The 21,284-nt window shown below is 52.8% G+C and carries 13 protein-coding genes; 7 read left to right on the forward strand and 6 right to left on the reverse strand.

Going from position 1 to position 21,284, the window contains the following annotated elements; translation table 11 throughout:
- Positions 1-58: 58 nt before the first annotated feature.
- On the reverse strand, positions 59-1,393 hold the full coding sequence (gene nox / locus ADN00_RS16805) for a H2O-forming NADH oxidase (protein WP_075064164.1): 1,335 nt from the start codon (positions 1,391-1,393) through the stop codon (positions 59-61).
- Positions 1,394-1,702: 309 nt separating this feature from the next.
- Between nox and asnB the strand changes: the two genes are divergently transcribed.
- From asnB to ADN00_RS16820, 3 genes are read left to right on the forward strand one after another with little or no spacing between them, the layout of a single operon-like run.
- Positions 1,703-3,664 (forward strand): asparagine synthase (glutamine-hydrolyzing), encoded by a 1,962-nt coding sequence (gene asnB, locus ADN00_RS16810; protein ID WP_082390319.1) that lies wholly within the window; start codon positions 1,703-1,705, stop codon positions 3,662-3,664.
- A complete protein-coding gene (locus ADN00_RS16815; protein ID WP_075064165.1) occupies positions 3,661-4,788 on the forward strand; it encodes a glycosyltransferase family 4 protein in 1,128 nt (375 codons plus the stop codon). Before asnB ends, ADN00_RS16815 begins: the two co-directional genes overlap by 4 nt.
- Positions 4,789-4,810: 22 nt before the next feature.
- Positions 4,811-5,887 (forward strand): MraY family glycosyltransferase, encoded by a 1,077-nt coding sequence (locus tag ADN00_RS16820; RefSeq protein WP_075064166.1) that lies wholly within the window; start codon positions 4,811-4,813, stop codon positions 5,885-5,887.
- On the opposite strand, the gene ADN00_RS16825 is transcribed toward ADN00_RS16820, so the two are convergent.
- Positions 5,871-7,031 (reverse strand): glycosyltransferase family 4 protein, encoded by a 1,161-nt coding sequence (locus ADN00_RS16825; protein WP_075064167.1) that lies wholly within the window; start codon positions 7,029-7,031, stop codon positions 5,871-5,873. The two genes, ADN00_RS16820 and ADN00_RS16825, sit on opposite strands and share 17 nt — an antisense overlap.
- A gap of 181 nt (positions 7,032-7,212) precedes the next feature.
- On the opposite strand from ADN00_RS16825, the gene ADN00_RS20065 reads away from it, so the two are divergent.
- From ADN00_RS20065 to ADN00_RS16845, 4 genes are all read left to right on the forward strand, one after another.
- Positions 7,213-8,685: a hypothetical protein gene (locus ADN00_RS20065; protein WP_075064168.1), complete on the forward strand. Its 1,473-nt coding sequence runs from the start codon at positions 7,213-7,215 to the stop codon at positions 8,683-8,685.
- Positions 8,686-8,812: 127 nt separating this feature from the next.
- Positions 8,813-9,052, forward strand: coding sequence for a hypothetical protein (locus ADN00_RS19890; RefSeq protein WP_152966401.1), 240 nt, complete (start codon positions 8,813-8,815; stop codon positions 9,050-9,052).
- A gap of 28 nt (positions 9,053-9,080) precedes the next feature.
- Positions 9,081-12,611 carry a M4 family metallopeptidase gene (locus ADN00_RS16840; RefSeq protein WP_075064170.1) on the forward strand — a complete coding sequence of 1,177 codons (3,531 nt, stop codon included), beginning with the start codon at positions 9,081-9,083 and terminating at the stop codon, positions 12,609-12,611.
- Between the two features lie 259 nt (positions 12,612-12,870).
- Entirely contained in the window at positions 12,871-16,314 is a 3,444-nt protein-coding gene (locus ADN00_RS16845; protein ID WP_075064171.1) for a M4 family metallopeptidase, read from the forward strand.
- A gap of 122 nt (positions 16,315-16,436) precedes the next feature.
- Here the strand turns inward: ADN00_RS16845 and ADN00_RS16850 are convergent, their stop codons facing one another.
- From ADN00_RS16850 to ADN00_RS20070, 4 genes are all read right to left on the reverse strand, one after another.
- Positions 16,437-18,128, reverse strand: a complete 1,692-nt coding sequence (locus tag ADN00_RS16850; RefSeq protein ID WP_075064172.1) for a hypothetical protein — start codon at positions 18,126-18,128, stop codon at positions 16,437-16,439.
- Between the two features lie 160 nt (positions 18,129-18,288).
- A complete protein-coding gene (locus ADN00_RS16855; RefSeq protein WP_075064173.1) occupies positions 18,289-19,536 on the reverse strand; it encodes a glycosyltransferase in 1,248 nt (415 codons plus the stop codon).
- Between the two features lie 4 nt (positions 19,537-19,540).
- The gene (locus ADN00_RS16860; RefSeq protein WP_236691534.1) at positions 19,541-20,947 is read right to left on the reverse strand and encodes a glycosyltransferase; all 1,407 of its coding nucleotides are present in this window, start codon (positions 20,945-20,947) and stop codon (positions 19,541-19,543) included.
- Between the two features lie 22 nt (positions 20,948-20,969).
- On the reverse strand, positions 20,970-21,284 hold a 315-nt coding region (locus ADN00_RS20070; RefSeq protein WP_160317558.1), incomplete at its 5' end, for a hypothetical protein.

The following is a 21,284-nucleotide window of genomic DNA, read 5'->3' on the forward strand; positions in this document are numbered from 1 at the left end:
CCGTTTCGCGCTGGTTTTGCAGGCTGCGAAACGGCTTTTTCAAATCGTGTATGTATTCTTACTTTGCTGAGATGGCGGCCATAGTGATGTAATTGTATGGCTTATTGAAATGCGGCAGGAAGAAGATATCCGTCAGCGCCAGTTTTTCAATGGTTACTTTCTCCTGAATGGCCAATGAAAACAGGTGAATGCCCATCGAGATGTCGTACGTGGATGCCATTTGGGCGCCCAGAATCACCCGCGAGTCCGCGTCGTAAACAATTCGGATTTTGACGGGAGGGTTCTCACTCTTCATAAACTCCGGTTTTTGCAAGTCCTCGAAATCTGTTGCCAGCGCGTTGATGCCAAGAGATCGGGCTTTTTTGAGGGTCAATCCGGTGGAAACCATTTTCAGGTCGTAGATATTAATCCCATTGGAACCCTGCACACCCACCGATTCGATCTCGGTTCCGCACGCGTTGTGCGCGGCCACAATCCCTGAGCGGACGGCGTTGGTTGCCAGGGCAATATAATTGGGCGCATTCACGGAATTATCATACACCGTAGCGCAGTCTCCAATGGCAAATACATCCTTTACGCTGGTTTCCTGTTTCTTGTTCACCAGATACGCGCCGTTCTTGAACCTTTCCACTTTCTCTCCGCCTAGGTTAGTGTTGGGTCTGAAGCCAATGCACAGCACCACCATATCGGCGGGGTACGCGCCCTTGTCGGTGACCACTTCTTCTACCTTGCCACTTCCGCGGATTTCAACAACTCTCTCTCCAAAAGCCAGATGGATACCGTGATCCTGAAGATTCTGGTTCATCAGGCTGGTGAATTCATCATCGTAATACACGGGAAGGCAGGTCTTTTCGATATCAATTAGGGTGGTGTTTTTCCCGTGTCGTTGGAACGCTTCGGCCAATTCCACGCCAATATACCCGGCGCCAACGACGACCACGTTCTTAATGTCGGGGGATTTAATTTTTTCAATGACATCCCCAGCGTGCTGGTATAACTTGACCAACTGTACATTTTCCAGATCTTTGCCGGGAATATTGGGGACGATGGGCCAGGAGCCGGTCGCCAGAATCAACTTGTCATAGTTCTCTTCGAGCGCGGAACCATCTTTGGCGCGGGCGAAGATTTTCTTTTGCTCAAAATTGATATCTTCCACTTTTGATTCCATGTGGATCACAGCGCCCATCGACTCAAGCTGCTCCTTACTGGAATAAAAAAGACCTTCGGGGCCATCGATTTGCGCTCCGATCCACAAAGCCATTCCGCATCCCAAGAAGCTGATATTGGAATTGGAATCATAGACAGATACCTGGTGGCCGGGGTGGTTGGATAGAATGGTTTTAATGGCGGCGGTGCCTGCGTGATTGGCGCCTACAACAACAATCTTGCTCATGGATCGACTTCCTTTCATATTGGACAGAACCCTGATGGTTCTGATGTGAATAATTTCACCAAATCCTATTTTACTAATATAGATGTTATTTGTCAAAATAATATTATATAAAAGATGATATTTCTCTTGATTTGGAGCGAGGGGATATGAATAGATGTCTGCAGTGCCTAAAGGTTTAACTGATGCAAAAACTGCGCATAGCCATTAAATAAAAGCAACAACATTCAATTCAAACCTTAACAAACATAATTCAGGCGCGCGTAGACCAGCTTCGATTATAATCATCCCAAGAGGGAGACGAAACTCAACGTGTGCGGACTGACGGGTTTTGCAGATTGGTTTGGACGCCAATCATCTGAAGAGTATCCCGCTATCATCACGCGCATGACGGATACCATCCGCCATCGCGGCCCGGATGACAGTGGTTTCTGGATCCAACCCGAGGCGGGGGTGGTGCTGGGCGCGCGCCGCCTGGCAATTGTTGATTTAAGTCCTACCGGCCACCAGCCAATGTCTTCCCCCGACGGGCGGTACACCATCGCGTACAATGGCGAGGTGTATAACTTCCAATCTTTGCGAAAAGAACTGGAAAGCTGTGGACACACTTTTCGCGGAACGTCTGACACCGAAGTCATGCTGGCCGCGATCAATGAATGGGGGGTGGAGCAGGCTGTGCGCCGGTTCAACGGCATGTTTGCTTTCGCGTTGTGGGATGAGAAAGAAAAAACCTTAACCCTGGCTCGTGACCGCATCGGGGTTAAACCACTTTATTACGGTTGGTCCGGTGGCGTGTTCCTTTTTGGCTCCGAGTTGAAGACCCTGCGCAGTCACCCAGCCTTCCAAAGCGAGATTAACCGCGAGGTGCTGCCGCTTTTTTTGCGATATTTATATATACCCGCGCCGTTCAGTATTTATGAAGGGATCCACAAACTCCAACCCGGCACGTTATTACGAATAAGGCAAGGGGAAAGGGAGTTTTTCACCTATTCCTATTGGTCTGCCAGAGAAGCCGTTCTTGCGGCTCAAAATTCCTTGTTCTCAGGCGATGAGCAGGAAGCAGTGAGTGAGTTACAAGGTTTACTCTTCGAATCGGTGCGCGAGCGGATGATCGCGGATGTTCCGCTGGGGGCCTTTCTTTCCGGCGGGGTCGACTCTTCCGCGATGGTTGCCATCATGCAGGCGCAGAGCAGCATTCCGGTGAAAACGTTTACCATCGGTTTCGAGGAGCAGGCTTTCAATGAGGCGCATCACGCCCGGGCCGTCGCGCAGATTTTGGGGACGGAGCACACTGAACTGACCGCCACATACGATCAAGCCCTGGCGCTGATTCCGCGCCTGCCGGTTCACTATGACGAACCCTTCGCGGACGTTTCCCAAATTCCTACGATGCTGGTTTCCGAGCTCACCCGGCGTCATGTTACCGTCAGCCTATCAGGGGACGGCGGCGATGAACTCTTTGGCGGGTATACGCGTTACACCTGGGCCCCGCGCCTATGGAATCGCCTGCGCGGTATGCCATTGGGGCTGCGTCGGTCTGCAGCCAGTTTGTTGGGAAATCTGCCGCCGGCGCAGATCGAAAGCGTAATGCGCATTCTGCACCCGCTTCTGCCAGCGGATTCCCGGCAAACACTCTATGCCGACAAGGTCAAAAAACTGGCCGAGGTGCTTCCAGCCTCAAATCCATTGGACATTTATTGGAATTTGATCTCCACCTGGAAAGATCCAGGCGAGGTGACGAACCACGCGTCAGAGCCGTTGCCCCTGGTCAGAGACACAGCACAGTGGCCGGAGCTGGAGGATTTCACCCGCCAGATGATGTACCTGGACCTGGTAACGTACCTGCCAGATGACATCCTGACGAAAGTCGACCGCGCCAGCATGGCCGCCAGCCTCGAAGCGCGCGTGCCTTATTTGGACGATCACCGTGTGGTGGAATTTGCCTGGAGCCTGCCACAATCGCTGAAACTGCGCGGCACAACTTCAAAATGGATCCTGCGCCAGGTGTTGGGACGGTTCGTTCCCCCGGAATTGTTTGAGCGCCCCAAGGCTGGTTTCGCGGTGCCCATCGATTCCTGGCTGCGCGGGCCATTGCGCGCCTGGGCAGAAGATTTGCTGTCGGAACAGCGTTTGCAACAGGAAGGCTACTTCCGCGCCCAACCGGTCCGCGAAAAATGGAATGAGCATCTGGCGGGCAGCCGCAATAATCAATATGAGTTGTGGGCGGTATTGATGTTTGAAGCCTGGCTGGCACAGCAGGGGGGGCGTAGATGAAGATTGTTTTATTCTCGAATACAGCCTGGTACCTTTACAACTTCCGCCTACCGCTGGCGAAAGCGCTGCGCCAGCGGGGCGATGAGGTCATCTTTCTCTCTCCGCCGTCCGAAGAAGGCGATTATGACCAGCGCCTGCTCAATGCCGGGTTTCGCTGGATGCCGTTTGAATTTTCGCGCAAGGGCATGAACCCTTTGCAAGATGGGATGTCCATCTTTCGCCTGGCGCGCCTGTACCTCGGCTTACAGCCCGATCTGGTGCACCAGTTCACCATTAAACCGGTGCTGTATGGTTCAATTGCCGCCAGGATGGCGCGCATCCCCCATGTGGTCAATTCGATTACCGGGCTGGGATACATTTTTGCCGATTCCAGTCTTAAAGTGAAGATTGTGCGCCAATTGGTTAAGCTGCTGTATAAATTTGGCACTCGCGGCGCGTTGATGATCTTCCAGAATCCAGAAGATCAGGAGCTGTTTGTCAGTAAAGGATGGACGTCTCCGCGGCGGTCAGTGCTGATTCGCGGTTCGGGAGCGGACACCGCAAGATTTCAACCATCTTCCATTCCAACCGGTGTGCCAGTTGTGGTCATGGCCGCGCGATTGATCTATGATAAAGGGGTAACGGACTTTATCGAAGCAGCTGCTCTGCTCAAGCAACGCGGCGTGCAGGCGCGCTTTCAATTAGTAGGCACACCTGATCTGGATAATCCCAACTCGGTCAGGCCTGATGAAATTCAGGCGTGGGAGCAGGCCGGTCTAGTGGAATACCTGGGCTGGCAGGAGGACATGGCGCCGATTTACCAATCGGCAACCATTATTTGCCAGCCCTCCGCATACCGGGAAGGCGTACCCAAGACCCTGCTGGAAGCGGCTGCCAGCGCCAGACCCTTGGTGGCTACAGACATCCCGGGGTGCCGCGAAATTGTGCGGCAGGGAGAAAATGGCTTTTTAGTCCCGGTACACGACGCCCCTGCGCTGGCAAACGCGCTGCAAGCGTTGATCGAAAGCCCGGAGCTGTGTGCTCAGATGGGCTTAAAGGGCAGAGAGATTGTTGAACATGAGTTTTCGCAAGACATTAATATCTCGCAAACCATCGAGGTTTACCGGGCTCTCACGGCTGCCTGAATTCTTTTCCAGGGGGGATTGAATGGAATTCTCATTGAAGCTGTTTCTCAATATCCTTCAGGTGTTGTTCATCTCGGTAGTGATCAGCCTGGCGACGAGTTTTTTCAGCCTGAAGACCACGCCCCGGCTTGGATTGATGGACATTCCAGGATCCGCGCCCCACAAGCAGCATTCCCGCCCAACCCCGCTGGGCGGCGGCATTTCGTTAGTGATGGCACTGGTGATCACGGCTTTTTTGTTCGGTTTTTGGCGGCAATCTGAATTAAGGTCGCTTTTGTTACCCGCCCTGATCATTTTTGCGTTCGCCCTCTGGGACGATAAAAGCGGGTTAGGCGCTCTTCCGAAATTGGTTGGCCAGATTGCCGCATCCATCTGCATGATTTGGTTGGGCACGCGCGTCAGAGTGCTGGAATACAGCGGTTTCTTTTGGGGGGACTTCTTCTCCTTGAAAGTCGCCCTCGATTGGGGTATCACGATTTTCTGGATGGTGGGGATCACCAATGCCTTCAACCTGGTGGACAGCATGGATGGTCTGGTGGTGGGTCTCTCCAGTTGGGCGGCCGGATTCTTTCTATTGGTGTTGATCAGCAGCGGGCAGACCGAATTGGCCTTGTTCACTGCCGCGCTGTTTGGCTGCCTGATCGCGCTCACTTTTTTCAACTCGGCGCCAGCGAAAATGTTTCTGGGCGATTCAGGGGCGCAAACCATCGGATTTCTGATGGCGGGTATAGCGATTCTCTATACGCCGCAGGGCGCTTTCCAGGAGTCTTCCTGGTTCACACCCATTATGTTTCTGGCGGTGCCCATCTTCGATACCGCATTAGTTACCTTTTCCCGCATTCGCCGAGGGGATAAATTCTATATTTCACACCTGGACCATACCTATCACCGGTTGATTAAGCTGGGGTTGGACTCAAATCAGGGGGTGATGCTGATGCACCTGACAGGGCTGATCTTGCAGGCGGTGGCGATCACTGCGTTATTCCTGCAGCCACTGTACGCAAACCTGATTTTCCTTCTGGTGCTTATCGTGGGCGCGGTACTGATTCTGGTCTTGGACCGTTATTCTTTTTGGCCCAGAATCAATCCACCAGATTAAAGGCATCGCGGTAGAGATTTTGGTGCCGTTCCGCAGATACGGAAATGGAATAATGGTCAGCGATAATCTGGCGGGCTTGGTATCCCAGAGCGCGGCGTTCGCTGGCGGGCAGGCTTAACATCGCATACCAGGCATCCGCCAGGGCCTGCGGGTCGCGCGGGGGAACCACCCGACCGGTAGTCCCAATAATCATTTTCGAATCACCCACGTCGGTGGCCACGCAGGGCACTTCACAGCTCATCGCTTCCCCAATCACCAATGGAAAGGCCTCGCCGTAGGCGGAACTGACCGTCGCCAAATCCAGCGCCGCAGTGAGGCGCGGCGTATCATCGCGACGGCCAAGCAAATAGATCATTCCCTGCATTTTTGATTGATCAAGCCATTGGGCCAACACCGCATTTTCGTTTTGAATTCCCATTCCCGCCAGAAGAAAGCGAACTTCCGGCATTCGTTGGTTTAAGAGGGCAGCCGCCTGGATGAAATTATTGAGGTCTTTTTGCGGGTCAAAGCGCGCCATAAAACCAACCAGCGGCGTTTCAGGAGACAGGCCAAGTTCGGCGCGCACGCTCAGGCGGGCATCGGCGTTGGGCTGAAAAACATCCAGGTCAAAGCCATTGGGGATGAATACCATTTTTTCAGCCTTATAACCCAGCTGAATGTGTAAATCACGCGAGACGGTGGAACAGTAGGTAATTTTTTGAGGCACGAAATGAGAAAGCCAGGCGCACAGCCGCACCACCCGTAAAGTTCTACGCTTGCTGGAGGTTGAATCCAGCGTGCTGTTATGCAGCGCCCAAACCACAGGGATATTGCCGGCCAGCCGGGCAGCCAGGCCGCCCAACAGGTCCGCGTGATAAAGCCAGGTATGAATCCCGTCGGGTTTGAGCTGACGCAGCAGCTTTACCAGCGTAAAAAACAAAAGGGGATTGGGGCTTTGCGGGTCAAAGCCCAGGACCGATACCGGAATACCCTCCGCTCGCAGCATCTCACCGATTTTTCCATCGCCGGTCAGCGAGATAACATGGAATCGAATATCGCCGCTTTTTAACACGGCCAACAAACGGGCCAGCATGGTCTCGGCACCGCCTGGTTTAAGGTCGGTGATGATATGAACAATTTGCTGTGCCGCTTTCAAAGTTGCCATTCCTTTGGATCATTCATTATGGTTGATTTTATCAAAGAATGCACGCATATAGCTTGCGCGGTTTGCAATCTGCTTACAGCCAGGCGCTTAATCCATAAGGATTATTGACACAATTGTGGGTGGCGCATATCGTTAATTTTGCAGGTAAATTTGATGGTTTGTTTTGTAGAGGAGTATCTTTATGAAAAGAATGACTGGAATCTTATTCATCGCATTCCTGGCCGGACTGGTTTTCAGTCCAATCCAGCCGGCGAAAGCCTCTCCCACCCACACGTCGATCTGGTCTTCCAGCATTGTCGTTTACAACCCCAGCGACACGGATACCACCGAATATAATATTGTGTATTACGGCAGCGATGACCCCAACAACGTCATTCCCAGCTCGCTGCGAACGCTCATCCCGCATGAATCGGTTTCGATTCTGGTGGGGAGCACCATTTTGGATGAAAACTTCAAAGGCGGCGCGGTGATCAGCTCGGACCGCGAGGTGATCGCTATTTACCGCCAATCCACCCCGGAAACCAGCATGATCGTCTATTCATCATTCACGATTGATGATGCCGGGGTCGGCAAATTCTACATTCCGGTCGCGCGCCGCAACGCTGACGGCTATTCATCCCGCATCAGCGTGCAGAACCTGCACACGGCTCCTGCCTCTGTCAGTTTTCAATTTTTCAGCAATTCCGGGACGTACAGCCAGACCATCACACCCGCCGCTAATCAGGTATACAGCAATGCGTCCCTGGTGTTTGACCTGGCCAGTACTGACTTCAACGCGCTAGGCGACAATTTCATTGGCTCGGTGGTGATCACTACTGGCGGCAGTGAAAAAATCATCGCCGCCGTGCAAGATTTTGCGGGTGACAGCTCGCAAACCTACGCTTATCAAGGAGAAGCGGCTGGAGACAACGAGGTCTTTATCCCCAACGCGGCTTGCAATTTTGGACGGTCACAGCTTTCTACGGAGCTGCTGGTTCAAAACACAGGCAGCGGCACGTTAAGCAGTTTCAGCATCGAATACTTCGACGCCAACGGCACGCTGAGCGGGGCGCATTCCAACCTTAGCGGGTTGAACCTGGCGCCGGGTGACTCCATTTCAGTAGATAGCTGCAGCGCCATCGCCGCGGGAAGTAACTACTCGGCGCTGGTAACCTCATCTCAACAGCCGGTATCGGTTGTGGTGCGCACCACCGACAATTCGGGGTTCGCGGCGACCATTAACGGCTTCTCCCAACCCGGCTCCGAGTGGCTGGGCAGCGACAACAAATACCGCATGGTGCTGCCCTACGGCGAATGGACACGCAGCGACAACAGCTATCAGACCTATATCGCGGTGATGAACGCCAGCGACTCGGCTGCCACCGAAGTGAACGCGGTGTACTTCTATGAAAACGGTACGCGCGCGGTTACCCATACCCTGGCTTCTGCCTCCAACCCGCTGCCGGTAAAAGCAAAACGGACCACCAACGCCAACGCCGCACCTGGGCTGCTCAATCCGCAAGACCAATACTTCAAAGGCGCGGTGGTGATTGAAAGTAATGTTCCGATCGTCGCTGTAGCGCGCGTGCAGCGCACACTCAACAACCCAGCTGGTGGTCTCATTACTGAAGGCGATGATTATGGCGCGATACCCTATGCCAAACCCGCGGACTAAGGCGCAGCTGCGAAAGCCCATCTGGCTCTTGGTGTTGGTTCTCCTGGTTCTGTCGGCCTGTTCGCCCCCGCCCGTGGAGAAAGCAGCGCCCGCCCCACAGCCAGGGAAATGTGTTGTCAGCGGGCGCGTGACCAATATACAAGATTTTTGGCAGGAAACAAGCCTGTCGGTGTATCTGGCAGACTATTATGAAAATGACTCTGGAAAGGGATTTTTCACCCTGGATGCGTATGCCGAACCCGCTGGCCAGGTGGATGAGGACGGATGGTTTGTTTTAGCCGATCTCGCCCCTGGCAATTATGTGCTCGTCGTTGGCCCATCGCCAGCTGACCAATCTCTGGATTTGGGTGAAATCCGCTTGAAATAAGCGCTTTGAAATAAGGCAGGTGATTTTAATGAAAGCTTTCAAACATCATCAGGTATCGAAGACCCTGACAGTATTCCTTCTTGCGACCATGTTGATGGGCATGGCGCCAACAAGTCCCGTTCTGGCTGGGCCGGAACCCCCGGTTACCCCGCGCGGATTTGACCAGGCTCACCCCAACCTGGTACAGCATTCAGCCACCGGAAAGGTGAGCTTTCTCAGCGTGGATGCCAGTACTCCGATTTCCACCGGGGCAGGGTTAAGAGCTTTCGACGCGAATGGATATGAAAATTCCGCGCGGTCGTTTTTAAGCGAGCAGGGTGATTTATTTGGCCTGCGCGACCAGCGGGAAGAACTACAAATGGCGCGCCAATCTTCCCTGGAAAACGGGCGGCAGTTTGTGCGCTTCCAACAAACGTACAACGGCGTACCGGTGATGGCCGGCGAATTAAACGTGCAAATGGATGCCGACGGCAATGTGATTACCGTCAATGGCGAAATTCTGCCCGACTTGACACTATCCACAGACCCGCAGTTATCGGCAGATGAAATCGCCAGCCAGGCGCGCCAGCTTGCCGCGGACTACCTCGGCATGGAAGCGGACTTGGTCTCGGTCAGCGAGCCGGAATTGGTGATTTACAGCCCGCAGCTGCTTGAATCGCGTGACGGTGAAGCGCGGCTGGCCTGGCAGTTGTCCGCGACGGTGGAAGGGCTGCCGGTGGGCTACCGCATGGTGCTGGACGCCAATACAGGCGATTCTCTGATGGCTTACGAAGAAAGCTGGAACGCCCTGAGCGTGCGCATCTACGACGACGGCAATGCGGGCACTTATTTCCTTGGATCGCTGGTCTGCGAGAACGCTGACTGCAGTAGTTCGTCCGATATTGATGTGAAGAACGCGTACCTGCACCTGACCGATTCATATAATTACTTCAAGACTCATCTCAATCGCGACAGCTACGATGGGTATGGAACCACGCTGGCTGCCGAAGTGAATTTTGGCACCGGTTTCACGTCCTTCTGGAGCGGAGCGAACTTCTACTTTGGTGATGGCTACCCGGCCGCCGATGACATTGTGGGGCATGAATACGGTCACGCGGTGATTGATACCACCGCCGGTGGTCTCTACCCCTGGTACCAATCCGGCGCCATTGCCGAATCGCTTGCCGATATGTGGGGCGAGTTTATTGACCAGACCAACGCGCGCGGCACCGACACCGAAGCCGTTAAATGGCAGATCGGTGAAGACGCGCCGGGCGGCTATGTTCGCAGCATGAAGACCCCCACCCTCAAAAATCATCCCGACATGATGACCAGCCCGTATTTCCTCTTCACCACCGCTGATAACGGCGGCGTCCACACCAACAACGGGGTCAATAACAAAGCGGTTTACCTGTTGACAGATGGCGGAACCTTTAACGGTCAAACCATTGCAGCCCTGGGCAAAGACAGAGTAGCCGCCATTTATTACCAGGCGCAGCAGAACTTCATCCTGTCCGGCTCGGACTACGCCGACCTGGCCGACCAGCTTTACCAGGCTTGCCAGGCGCAGATCAACCTCACCATTCCCAACAGCGCCGATAAAGTAACCTACGCCAACTGCCTGGAAGTGAAAAAGGCCACCCTGGCCGTGCAAATGAAGACCGATAACACCACCGCACCGACCCCACCCGAATCACCGGCGGCCTATTGCCCTTCAGGCACCCCGGCAGCGGCCTACCCAAAACCCGTTGACGTCACCTTCGAGGACGATTTCGAACTGGGCGAGACCAACTGGACCAAGACCGGCTCAGCCTGGATGTGGGACGGAACGGTTGGCGACCTGGGCAGAAACGCCAAATCGGGGCTGCACTTTATGTACGCGGCCAATTACCTGCCCAGCGTGGACTCTTCCCTGCGAACCAGCAGCGCTTATCTCATTCCAGCCGGGGCCTACCTGCACTTTGCCCACAGCTTCTCATTGGAAGATGGCGTTGACGGCGGCGTAGTGGAATATTCCACCAACGGCACCACCTGGGTGGACATGAGCACTCTGACCACGGTCAACGGCTACAATGGCACCATCAGCGCCGCGGGTGGCATTCCCGGTTTTACCGGCAGCAGCTATGGCTACACGGCCACGCGTTACGATCTTTCGACACTGGCTGGAGAGACGGTATACTTCCGCTGGCGCATCATCACCGATGCCAATTACGACCCTGATGACACGCAAGACCAGGGTTGGTGGCTGGATGATGTCATTGTATACACCTGCGCCACACCCAATAATATTGAGATTGAAATTGGCGGCGTCCTGCGCGGAAGCTACTTCATTCCCGTGAATGGCCGCCAGACCCCGCGCTATTGGGAAAGCGGCGGATATACCGGCCCCGGTCTGCAAAACGGACCGGTCAAGGTCTCTTCCACCAACGGCGACCTGTTCTTCACCAGCGAGCGCGTGCACTTCACCGGCATTGATTCAACCAAGTGGACGGCCTTTAATGAAGTGATGGGCTACCCCACCGAGCGTCTCTCCACCGAGTATTACTTCCCCTGGTACGACAACCTGACCATGTACACCTGGGTTCTGATTGGCAACCCCAGCACTACCGAAACGGCTGAGGTGGATGTATACGTTGGCGGTGTGCTGCGCGGGTCATACTCAGTGGGCCCCCGCCAGCGTGTTACCCCGCGTTACTGGCAGAATGGCGGCTATACCGGTCCCGGCTTGCAAGACGGCCCGGTGCGCGTGATCAGTACCAATGGTGTCAAGATTTTCACAAGCGAACGAACGCACTTTCCGAATACACCCTGGACTGGCTTTAACGAGGTGATGGGCTACCCGGTGGAAGAGTTGGATACGGAATACTGGTTCCCCTGGTACGACAACCAGAACATGCTCACCTGGGTGCTGGTGGGCAACCCCAGCGCCACCGAAACGGCTGAGGTGGATATTTATATTGGTGGCGTCAAGCGCGGGGAATTTGACATCGCTCCGGGCGGTAGAGTTACTCCACGGTATTGGGCCAACGGCGGCTACACCGGGCCTGGACTGGAAGCCGGACCGGTACGCGTGGTGTGCACCAATGACGTAAAGATATTCGCGACCGAGCGCGTGCACTACCCGGCCGGAACCTGGAAAGATTTCAACCAGGTGATGGGCATGGCGCTCAGCCGCATCAGCACCAGCTACGTCTTCCCCTGGTACGACAATAAAACAATGCTAACCAATATCATGATCGCTAATCCCAGCACCTCGCAAATCGCGGAGGTGGAAATCATGATCGCCGGTGAAATCCTGGATCACTTCAGCCTGGCCGCTGGCCAAACGGTTTCCAAGCGATACTATGAAAATGGCGCCACCTCTGGCACAGGGCTGCAGAATGGTCCAATCAAGGTGGTCAGCACCAATGATATTCCGATTGTGACCAGCACACGGGTGCAGTACAAGAACCCCACCGCTACCGCCTACACTGGCTTCAATGAGCTGATGGGCTACCCGGAAAGCGACTTGAGCAACGAGTATTGGTTCACCTGGTACGATAACCAGACCATGGTCAACTGGGTGCTGATCGGCCGGTAAAACGTCGATCTAGCAAACAAGGCCTGCCTTCTGCCAGAGGGAGGCAGGCTTTGATTTTCGTATGCTTTCCAGAGGATAAATGTCAGAAAATGCCATGATATTTATTTTTTTCTGTATAATTGATTTGACAATCAGATTTACGGGGGGGGATTTACCAAAATCAATTGTTACTGATTGCGGCAAAAAACCCGAATTTCATTGTATTCCTTCCTAGCAAAAATTTCAGGGTGAGGGCATGATCACAAATAGAATGCATAAGATGCTTCGCATCGTATCGGGCATTGTCCTGGCGGGTTCATTCCTCCTGTCTGCGGCCGATGTGCAGGCCGCTCCAGGCGCGCAAGAACCGCCGCCGCCACAACCGCAGGCCTTTGATCAGGAGAAACTGGAAATCTCGCTGCATGAGCAAACCGGCAAGGTGCGTTTTCTGGCAGCCTCGCCCGAAGAGCCTATTCTGGTGGATGCTGTTTCGGCCTCTGGTGGTGAAATTACCGCCGAAGACGCCGCGCGCGCTTTTTTGGGCGAACACGGCGATTTGTTCGGCCTTAGAGACGCCTTCGGTGAGCTGAACCTGATGGCAGAAGTCAGCGATGAGACCCAGCGCAGCTTTGAGCGCTTTCAGCAGGTCTACCAGGGCGTGCCGGTGCTGGGCGGCGAGCTGATGGTGCAGTTAGACGAAGGCAAAAACATCGTCTCGGTCAATGGCGAGATCCTGCCCGATCTGGGAGACGAGATTCTGGAGCAGCAAATCGCGCCTGAAACAGCAGTGGAAAGCGCGCTGAACCTGGTAGCAAAAACGTATGAGTTGGATATCACCTCGCTGGTACCTTCTGAACCGGTGCTATGGATTTTCAGTCCGAAACTGTTCGCCTCGATGGACGGACCCACCCAACTGGTCTGGCGGGTGGATGTAACCACCAATGAAGAAGCCTCACAAGTTAAAGAAATGGTCTTGATTGGCGCCCAACGCGGTGAAGTGGTGCTGAACTTTAACCAGCAGCCGGATGCCAAGGTGATCAAAGTCTACGACGCACAGCATACCACTACGCTTGAAAAGTCGACCGCCTGCACAAAAAGCAACTGCTCGGACGGCGACGCGGACGAGCAGGCAGCCTGGCGCTTCGCCAACCAGACCTACGATTTCTACAAAAACTATCACAACCGCGACAGCTACAACAACGCCGGCGCGACCATCAAGAACACCGTTCATTACGGCACAAATTACGAAAATGCGTTTTGGAACGGCCAATACATGGTGTTTGGCGACAACATGGTGGCCGATGATGTTTACGCGCACGAGTTCACCCACGCGGTGACAGAGAACTCCTCCCAGCTCTTCTATTACGCCCAATCCGGCGCGGTGAATGAAGCCTTTTCGGATTTATGGGGCGAGTTTATGGACCAGACCAACGGCATGGGCAGCGATGCCTCTGACGCGCGCTGGTTGATCGGCGAAGACCTGAGCATGGGCACGCTACGCAGCATGGCAAACCCCACTATCTACGGCGACCCGGATAAAATGACCAGTTCCTATTACTATCTGGGACTCACTGATAATGCCGGCGTGCATTGGAACGCCGGTGTGGGCAATAAGGCCGTCTACCTGCTTACCGATGGCGGCTCCTTCAACGGTTACACCGTCACCGGGCTGGGGATTGGGAAGGTAGCAGCTATTTACTACGATGTGCAAACCAAATATCTGGTTTCCGGCTCAGATTATCAAGACCTGGGCGACGCGCTGTATTTTGCCTGCCGCAATATGATCGGGCGCACCCCCTATAACAGCACCGTTATCACCAACAGCGACTGCCAGCAGGTCTACAACGCCACTCACGCGGTAGAAATGCATAAACCCGCGCGCAGCGATGTAGCCGACGCGCCATACTGCGACAATGGGGTAACCACACCGGTGGATGTACGCTTCAATGAGACGTTTGACGGCGGACTAACCAACTGGGTGGCTACCAGCTCTGCATGGGGTTGGGACTCGTATATCAGTCTCTGGGGGCGAAATGCCCATTCTGGTTTGCATTACGCCTACGGCGATGATGCTGCCCTGGGCACCAATTCCGCGCTGCAAATGAAAAACGCCATTACCCTGCCCGCCAACGCGTACCTGCATTTTTACCACTCGTATGATCTGGAGAATGGTTGGGACGGCGGGGTGGTGGAATACTCCACCAACGGCGGCGTCACCTGGACTGACGCTTCCAGCCTGTTTGTCAATAACGGCTACACCGGCTATGTCAACTCCATGTCGCGCAACGGCTTCACTGGTTCCAATTATGGTTACCACGCCTCGCGCCTCGACCTCAGCTCGCTGGCCGGCCAGGCCGTGCGCTTCCGATGGCGCTTGCAAACCGATACGATCAGCAATTACCGTTGGGGTTGGTGGCTGGATGACGTGAAGATTTACACCTGCACACCGCCCAACGTGGAAGTGCGCATCAATGATTTACTGCGCGGCAGCTACATCGTCCCCACCGATGGGCGCGTTACCCCGCGTTACTGGGAGAACGGTGGCACCACCGGCCCCGGTTTGCAGGCCGGCCCGGTGAAAGTCTCCAGCCCCACCGGTGAAGACTTCTTCGCCAGCGAACGGGTGCACTTCCCCGGCACCGACTCTTCCAAGTGGACGGCCTTCAACGAGGTGATGGGCCTGCCCACCGAGCGCCTCTCCACCGAGTATTACTTCACCTGGTACGACAACCTGACCATGTATACCTGGGTGCTGGTCGGCAACCCCAGCACATCCCAAACCGCCGAAGTGGACATCTACATTGGCGGCACGCTGCGCGGGCATTACAGCATTCAGCCCGGCCAGCGCGTTACCCCGCGCTACTGGGAGAACGGCGGCACCACCGGCCCCGGCTTGCAAGCCGGACCGGTGCGCGTGGTCTCCACCAACGGCGTGAAGATCTTCGCCAGCGAGCGCACCCACTTCACCACCCCCCCCTGGACCGGGTTCAACGAGGTGTTGGGCTACCCGGTGGAGGACCTGGACAGCGAGTACTGGTTCCCCTGGTACGACAACGACTCCATGCTCACCTGGGTGCTGGTCGGCAACCCGGACGCGGATCGAATAGCGCTGGTCGACATTTATATCGGCAACGAACTGCGCGGCCAATACAGCATCAACCCCGGTCAAAAGATTACCCCACGCTATTGGGCCAATGGCGGCTACACCGGCCCCGGCCTGGTGGCCGGACCGGTGCGCGTGGTGTGCACCAACGGCGTGAACATCTTCGCCAGCGAGCGTGTGCACTTCCCGGCCGGAACATGGAAAGACTTCAACGAAGTGATGGGCGTGCCGCTCAAGCGCGTTGGGACTAACTACATGTTCACCTGGTACGACAACAAAACCATGCAGGCCAGCGTGATGGTCACCAACACCAGCGCGTTTGAGACGGCCAGTGTGCGCATCTCCATTGCCGGGGTGGACAAAGAGACCTTCAATCTCGGCCCCCGGCAGACAGTCACCAAAACCTACGCGGACGTGCAAAACGGACCGGTCAAGGTAGTCAGCACCAACCTGGTACCGATCATCACCAGTGAGCGGGTGAAGTACAAAAATTCCACCGCCGCCAGCTACACCGGCTTCAACGAGCTGATGGGCTTCCCCGAAAGCGACCTGAGCGACGAGTACTGGTTCACCTGGTACGACAACAGCACCATGGTGAACTGGGTGCTGGTCGGCAAGTAACCGAATAACCAATAAAATGATCCTTTAAGAAACCGATCTGTTGTTCTAGTAGATCGGTTTCTTATTTCTTAAAAAATTCATAATAATTTCCATCCATTGATCAATCATAAATTATAAATTTGTTATTCTGAACATAATTTATAAAGAGAAGTAGACACATAATAGCCAGAAGGAAGGTAAACATAATTTTCGTTAAGGAAATTTATTAGGTTGGACGCGTATTCTTGAAATTTATACTTACCCCAGACGACAGCCTCTTGATCAACAACAATTATTACATTTTTTTGATTTGAAAGTTCTTTTATTACCAAAGATTGATATAGCTCCGCATTCCATGGCAACAAAAATATTTGACTCGAAGCAGGTTCTAATCCACTCCAAAAGTATACTTGCGGATTTAGGGGGTAGCTTAGTATTTTAACATCTTCAGCCCCACACGTTAGTGCGATAAACTGAGAGGACGAATTAATAGGATTTGAAAAATTGTAATTGTAAGTGAATTTTTCTGAATTATTAATAATAAATTGACAGCTTCTAAAATTTAGCCATAGAAATAGCAGAAAAACTAATGAAGAAGCTACTAGGCGAACGATTTGAATCAACTTATTATGAATTGTTTTATTGGAAAAATTGCCGTGATTAAGATAACCTTTTCGAAATACTTGCATTAAGTATCCTAATACCATAAATGTAGTAAAAATGGCCAATAACACAAAAGACGAAGAGTGGAATAACCTATTAGCACGCATAAGGTTAGTGGCAGCATACATATACAAAATTAATCCCGCAAGAAAATTTTTATTACTTATCAGAAATAACACTAATGTCAATATTGAAAATCGATATAGAAAACCTGTATAGATTGAAAAATCCAATTCTAGAAAATTATCCATTCGAATTAATGGTGAGACGTTCTTGGACCATGCTCTATTAAAAATATCAAGCAAACTAAAGAATTGTTTGAATAAATTTTTAACTTCGAAAGAACCAGCATATTTACTATAGGTATGATAATTAAATAGAACTGCATCCTTAAAAAAATTATCAAATGACGATGTCGCTAGCAAATAAACTAAAAAGAAAATGCCAACTAGGGAAAAGCTAAAGACTAGGATTAATAACTTGTAAACGAGTTGCTGAGGGTACAATTTCTTATAAGGATTGGTTTTCAAAATATAAACAAAAAGACCTATAAACAATACAATAAATGGAAATGCTTTTGTTGGATCAGAAAATACTGAAAGCGAAGATGTAATTCCAATAAAGAAGTATCTCCCCAATGAATCTTTGATATTGCTTGTAAGAATGGCTATTGTCACGACAATCGCGGCAGTGTTGAATATTGCACTTAAACTATCATATAAGACCATATTACCCAAATACAAATAAGAAAGCAGACTCCAACTTACTGATGTCAAACCAATTACAATATAATACTTACTTAATCGCATAGCAATGTAAAAAATCAGAACTCTCAAAATTAGAATTGATAATCGAGCAACTTGTATTGAGCTCCCAAAGAGTTTTATTATTATTGAAGTCCAAATATAAGGTAAGGGAAAGTGATGAGAAAAATAATCATTATATAAAATATAACCTTTTGAAATTAAACTACCTAATGTCAAAACATCACTTTCGTCGGCTGCATTATATAAAGTAACATAGATAGTAAAAAATCCTATTATGAAGGATAAGATAATTAGGAAAGAACCTGATTTCTCTTCATTTATCGAATCTATTTTTACCAATAATCTTTTTAAAAAACCTGATACCTTCTTTGGTTGGATTTGGAAAATTGGTTGTGTCTTATTCATAATTCGACCTGATCTTTCATATTGATTTCCAGAAATGTGAAAATCTTCTTCCACATATTCGGGTTAGCAATTATTTCTCCAACAAGAAATATGAATCGAAATATTCAAAGCAACCCCAAATCATTTCTTTATGGCTCCGATAATTGTATGCAAAAAGGCATTACAAATTGATTGAAGATTTTCTATCCCGATTAATTCTCTTTAAAGCCGCCTGGTGTTGGGCTTTTACCATTTTCCAGCGGATTGATTCAACCAGATATCCAATCCCGTTCTGGCGCAGGCGGCCTGCCAGATTTTTTACCCGGCCAAACCGGGAGGTGGGTGCTTCCACGCCCTGGGGTGCGGCAGGCTGTTTCTGATCAGCCGGGGCCGCCATGGGAATGGGCTGTTCCTCCAACACATGGCGAATCTGGGCCAGCCATTCACCGGCAAAAGCCTCCCGCGGGTAGGTGTTTTGCGCGTCCTGCAGGGCTGAGGCCTGAATCGAGCGGCGCAGTTCCGGGTTTTCGATCAGGGTGCGGATGGCCTGATGCCAGGCGGCGGCGGTGTTTTCCACCAGCAGGCCCGTCTGTTCGTGACGCACCGATTGCTGGTAGAGGGTGGTTTTGGAGTAAATTCCGGCGATACCGCAGGCAGCAAACTCGCGGTATTTGTTATTCGTTTTGCACTGATGGAAGAGGTCATCTTTAAGCGGGGCCAGGCCGATGTCGAAGCCTTCCTGGTAAAAACGCCGCAGGTACTGCTCGTAATCCAGATCAAATTTCCAATGCCGCACCTGGCGAAAGGCTTTCAACTCGCGCGGAACCGGCGCGCCCAGAAAGTAAATCTCCACCCCGCGCGGGTGGTCTTTTAAGATCTGCTGAATGGCTGGAACGAAGATCTCCGCCAGGTCGTCAGCGCTGCCGCGGCTGGTGGGGTAGACCATCTTCAAACCGCGGCCAGACTTTCGGGTCAGGCCGTCCAGCACGCCCCAATCGATGGGCGGCTGCACCAGGCGGGTGTTGGCATTGAGCGGCGCGACCACTTCTCGCAGGGCGGGAGAATACACCCGTACCAGTGCCGCGCCGCGCAGGTAACCTTTGAGCGTCTCAATCACATCGGGGCGGTTGGCATACTGGCCCAAGGGGGTGGAAGCCGGAATCGCGAATAGATTGTCATCCAGATCGTATATATAGGGAATGCACTTCTCCACGCAAAAACCTGACCAGTCATAGGCGGGGTTGTTATTGCGGCAGAAAACCACCAGGTCGGCCTGGTTCACCTCCTCTGTTGTGGTCAGCCAATCCAGGGTGACGCGCGCGTGGATCTGCCCGGCTTGCTGCAACTGCTTGAGCGGGGTAACCACATCCATTAAAGTGGACGGAGCCAGGCCGGGTAGAACAGCAAGGATGAAGGGGCGCTCTTTCATACTGTCAGGCCTCTTCACCATTCGTTTCTTCTTTCGTTTCTTCTATGGTCACTTCTTCAAAAAATTCGCCGTACACTGCTTCGGTTTGCTCCCAGTCCATCAGGTCGAGGATGCTTTTCTTGCCTGAGAGGGTAACCACAATATCGCGCGCTTTATAAACAGCGTCTTGCACAGCCGTAAAACGAAATTCCACTTCTTTCGTGTCGGAGAAGAACTGGTTGATCGGCGCGCGCAGCGGGCGGCCGTGCTGGCGGGTTTGAATTTCCAATTTCAGCACGCCGTAGACGGGCAGGCGGCTGTGGAAGCGAAGCCCAGACCACACATTCTGCTCCAGGCGCAGCGGGATTTCCATTTTGGCGTTCCACTCGGTTTTGGTTTTACCCAATACGGTCCGCAAATCTTCGCGCCAAGTTTGAACAACCTCTTTTTGATTATAGTCGCGTTCCACAACCTGGCGCGCGTTCACCTGAATCTGCTGGCGCAGGGTGGGGTTGAGAATCAACTTCTCAATCGCGTCCTGCCAGGCTTCCTGCGTGTTCCGCACCAGCAGGCCGGTGACGCCATCTTCCACACTGTCCACATACGGGCCAATGTTGGAATAGACACCCGCCACACCACTCGCGCCATACTCGCGGAATTTATTGTTGGTCTTGGAAACACTGAAGGGATTATCGACCAGAGGAGCCAGGCCAATTTCAAAACCCATTCGCGAAAAGCGCCGCAAAAAACGATTGTAATCCAGGATTTTGGGGTGCGCTTTTACGGCTGGCAACCCTTGCAGCTCTGCCGGAATGCTGCCCCAAAGATGAAACTCCACCTGATGACTGTATTGATCCAAAATATTCTTGACCGCGTGAATGAAAACACTATAGAGATCATCTTCAATACGGCTGGTGGGGTAGGCGATACGAATTTTGCCCGGCTTGCGGTAAATACCCGGCCAGGGAGGCAGGAGGCGAAAATCCACCCCCGCTTTGACCATCTTCACATTGGGGTTGAGTTTCTCCACTCTGGCATAGATATGCGGATTGTAAACGCGCACCAGGTCGGCGCAGGCAATATACTTTTCCAACTGGTGAATCCGCTCTGGCGCGCGGTGATACTTGCCCAACTCAAGCTGTTGGGGCACTTCCCAGAGGTTGTCATCCAGTTCAAAAATGGTTGGGATCTGGTTGAGCAGAATGCCTTCCAGCACAAAATCAAACAGCGGTTCGGTGTTGCGCCCAAAAACCACCACATCCGGCCAATTCAAATGCCAGGGCTTGACGTGGTTTTCAGTGAAAACGCGCAGATTAATCTGGCCTTGATTGCGCAAGACTTCCAGCGGTTTTACAATGCCAATCATGGTGGACGGCATTTTCTTGGCCAGAACAGCCATCACCCTGGGTCGGGATCGAAAACCGGGAATCATGCTCAATCGAATCCTCAAGGTATCACTCAAACAAATAACCAGCGAAGGGCTGGGTAACGACATGGCGCAGACCAAAGAGCGGGTAGTGCTGCAGCTCCAGCACGCGCACCGGCAGATCCACGTTGCGGGCAAACACGCGCAGTTCCAACGGCCCCGCGCCCGAAGCCGCTTGCGGCGCAAACGAGAAAGGCACCGGCCGGTCATCCCGCACCAACGCTGCCGCTACGCTCACCTGGGTCAAAATCTGCCCGGCTGCCGACACCAGCTCGATCCCCAGCTCGCCCGTCTCCGGCGGAAAGTCGAACACAAAGGCCAGCAGCACACCCTTCAGCCCCGC

Source organism: Ornatilinea apprima (assembly GCF_001306115.1).
GTDB classification, from domain to species: Bacteria; Chloroflexota; Anaerolineae; order Anaerolineales; family Anaerolineaceae; genus Ornatilinea; species Ornatilinea apprima.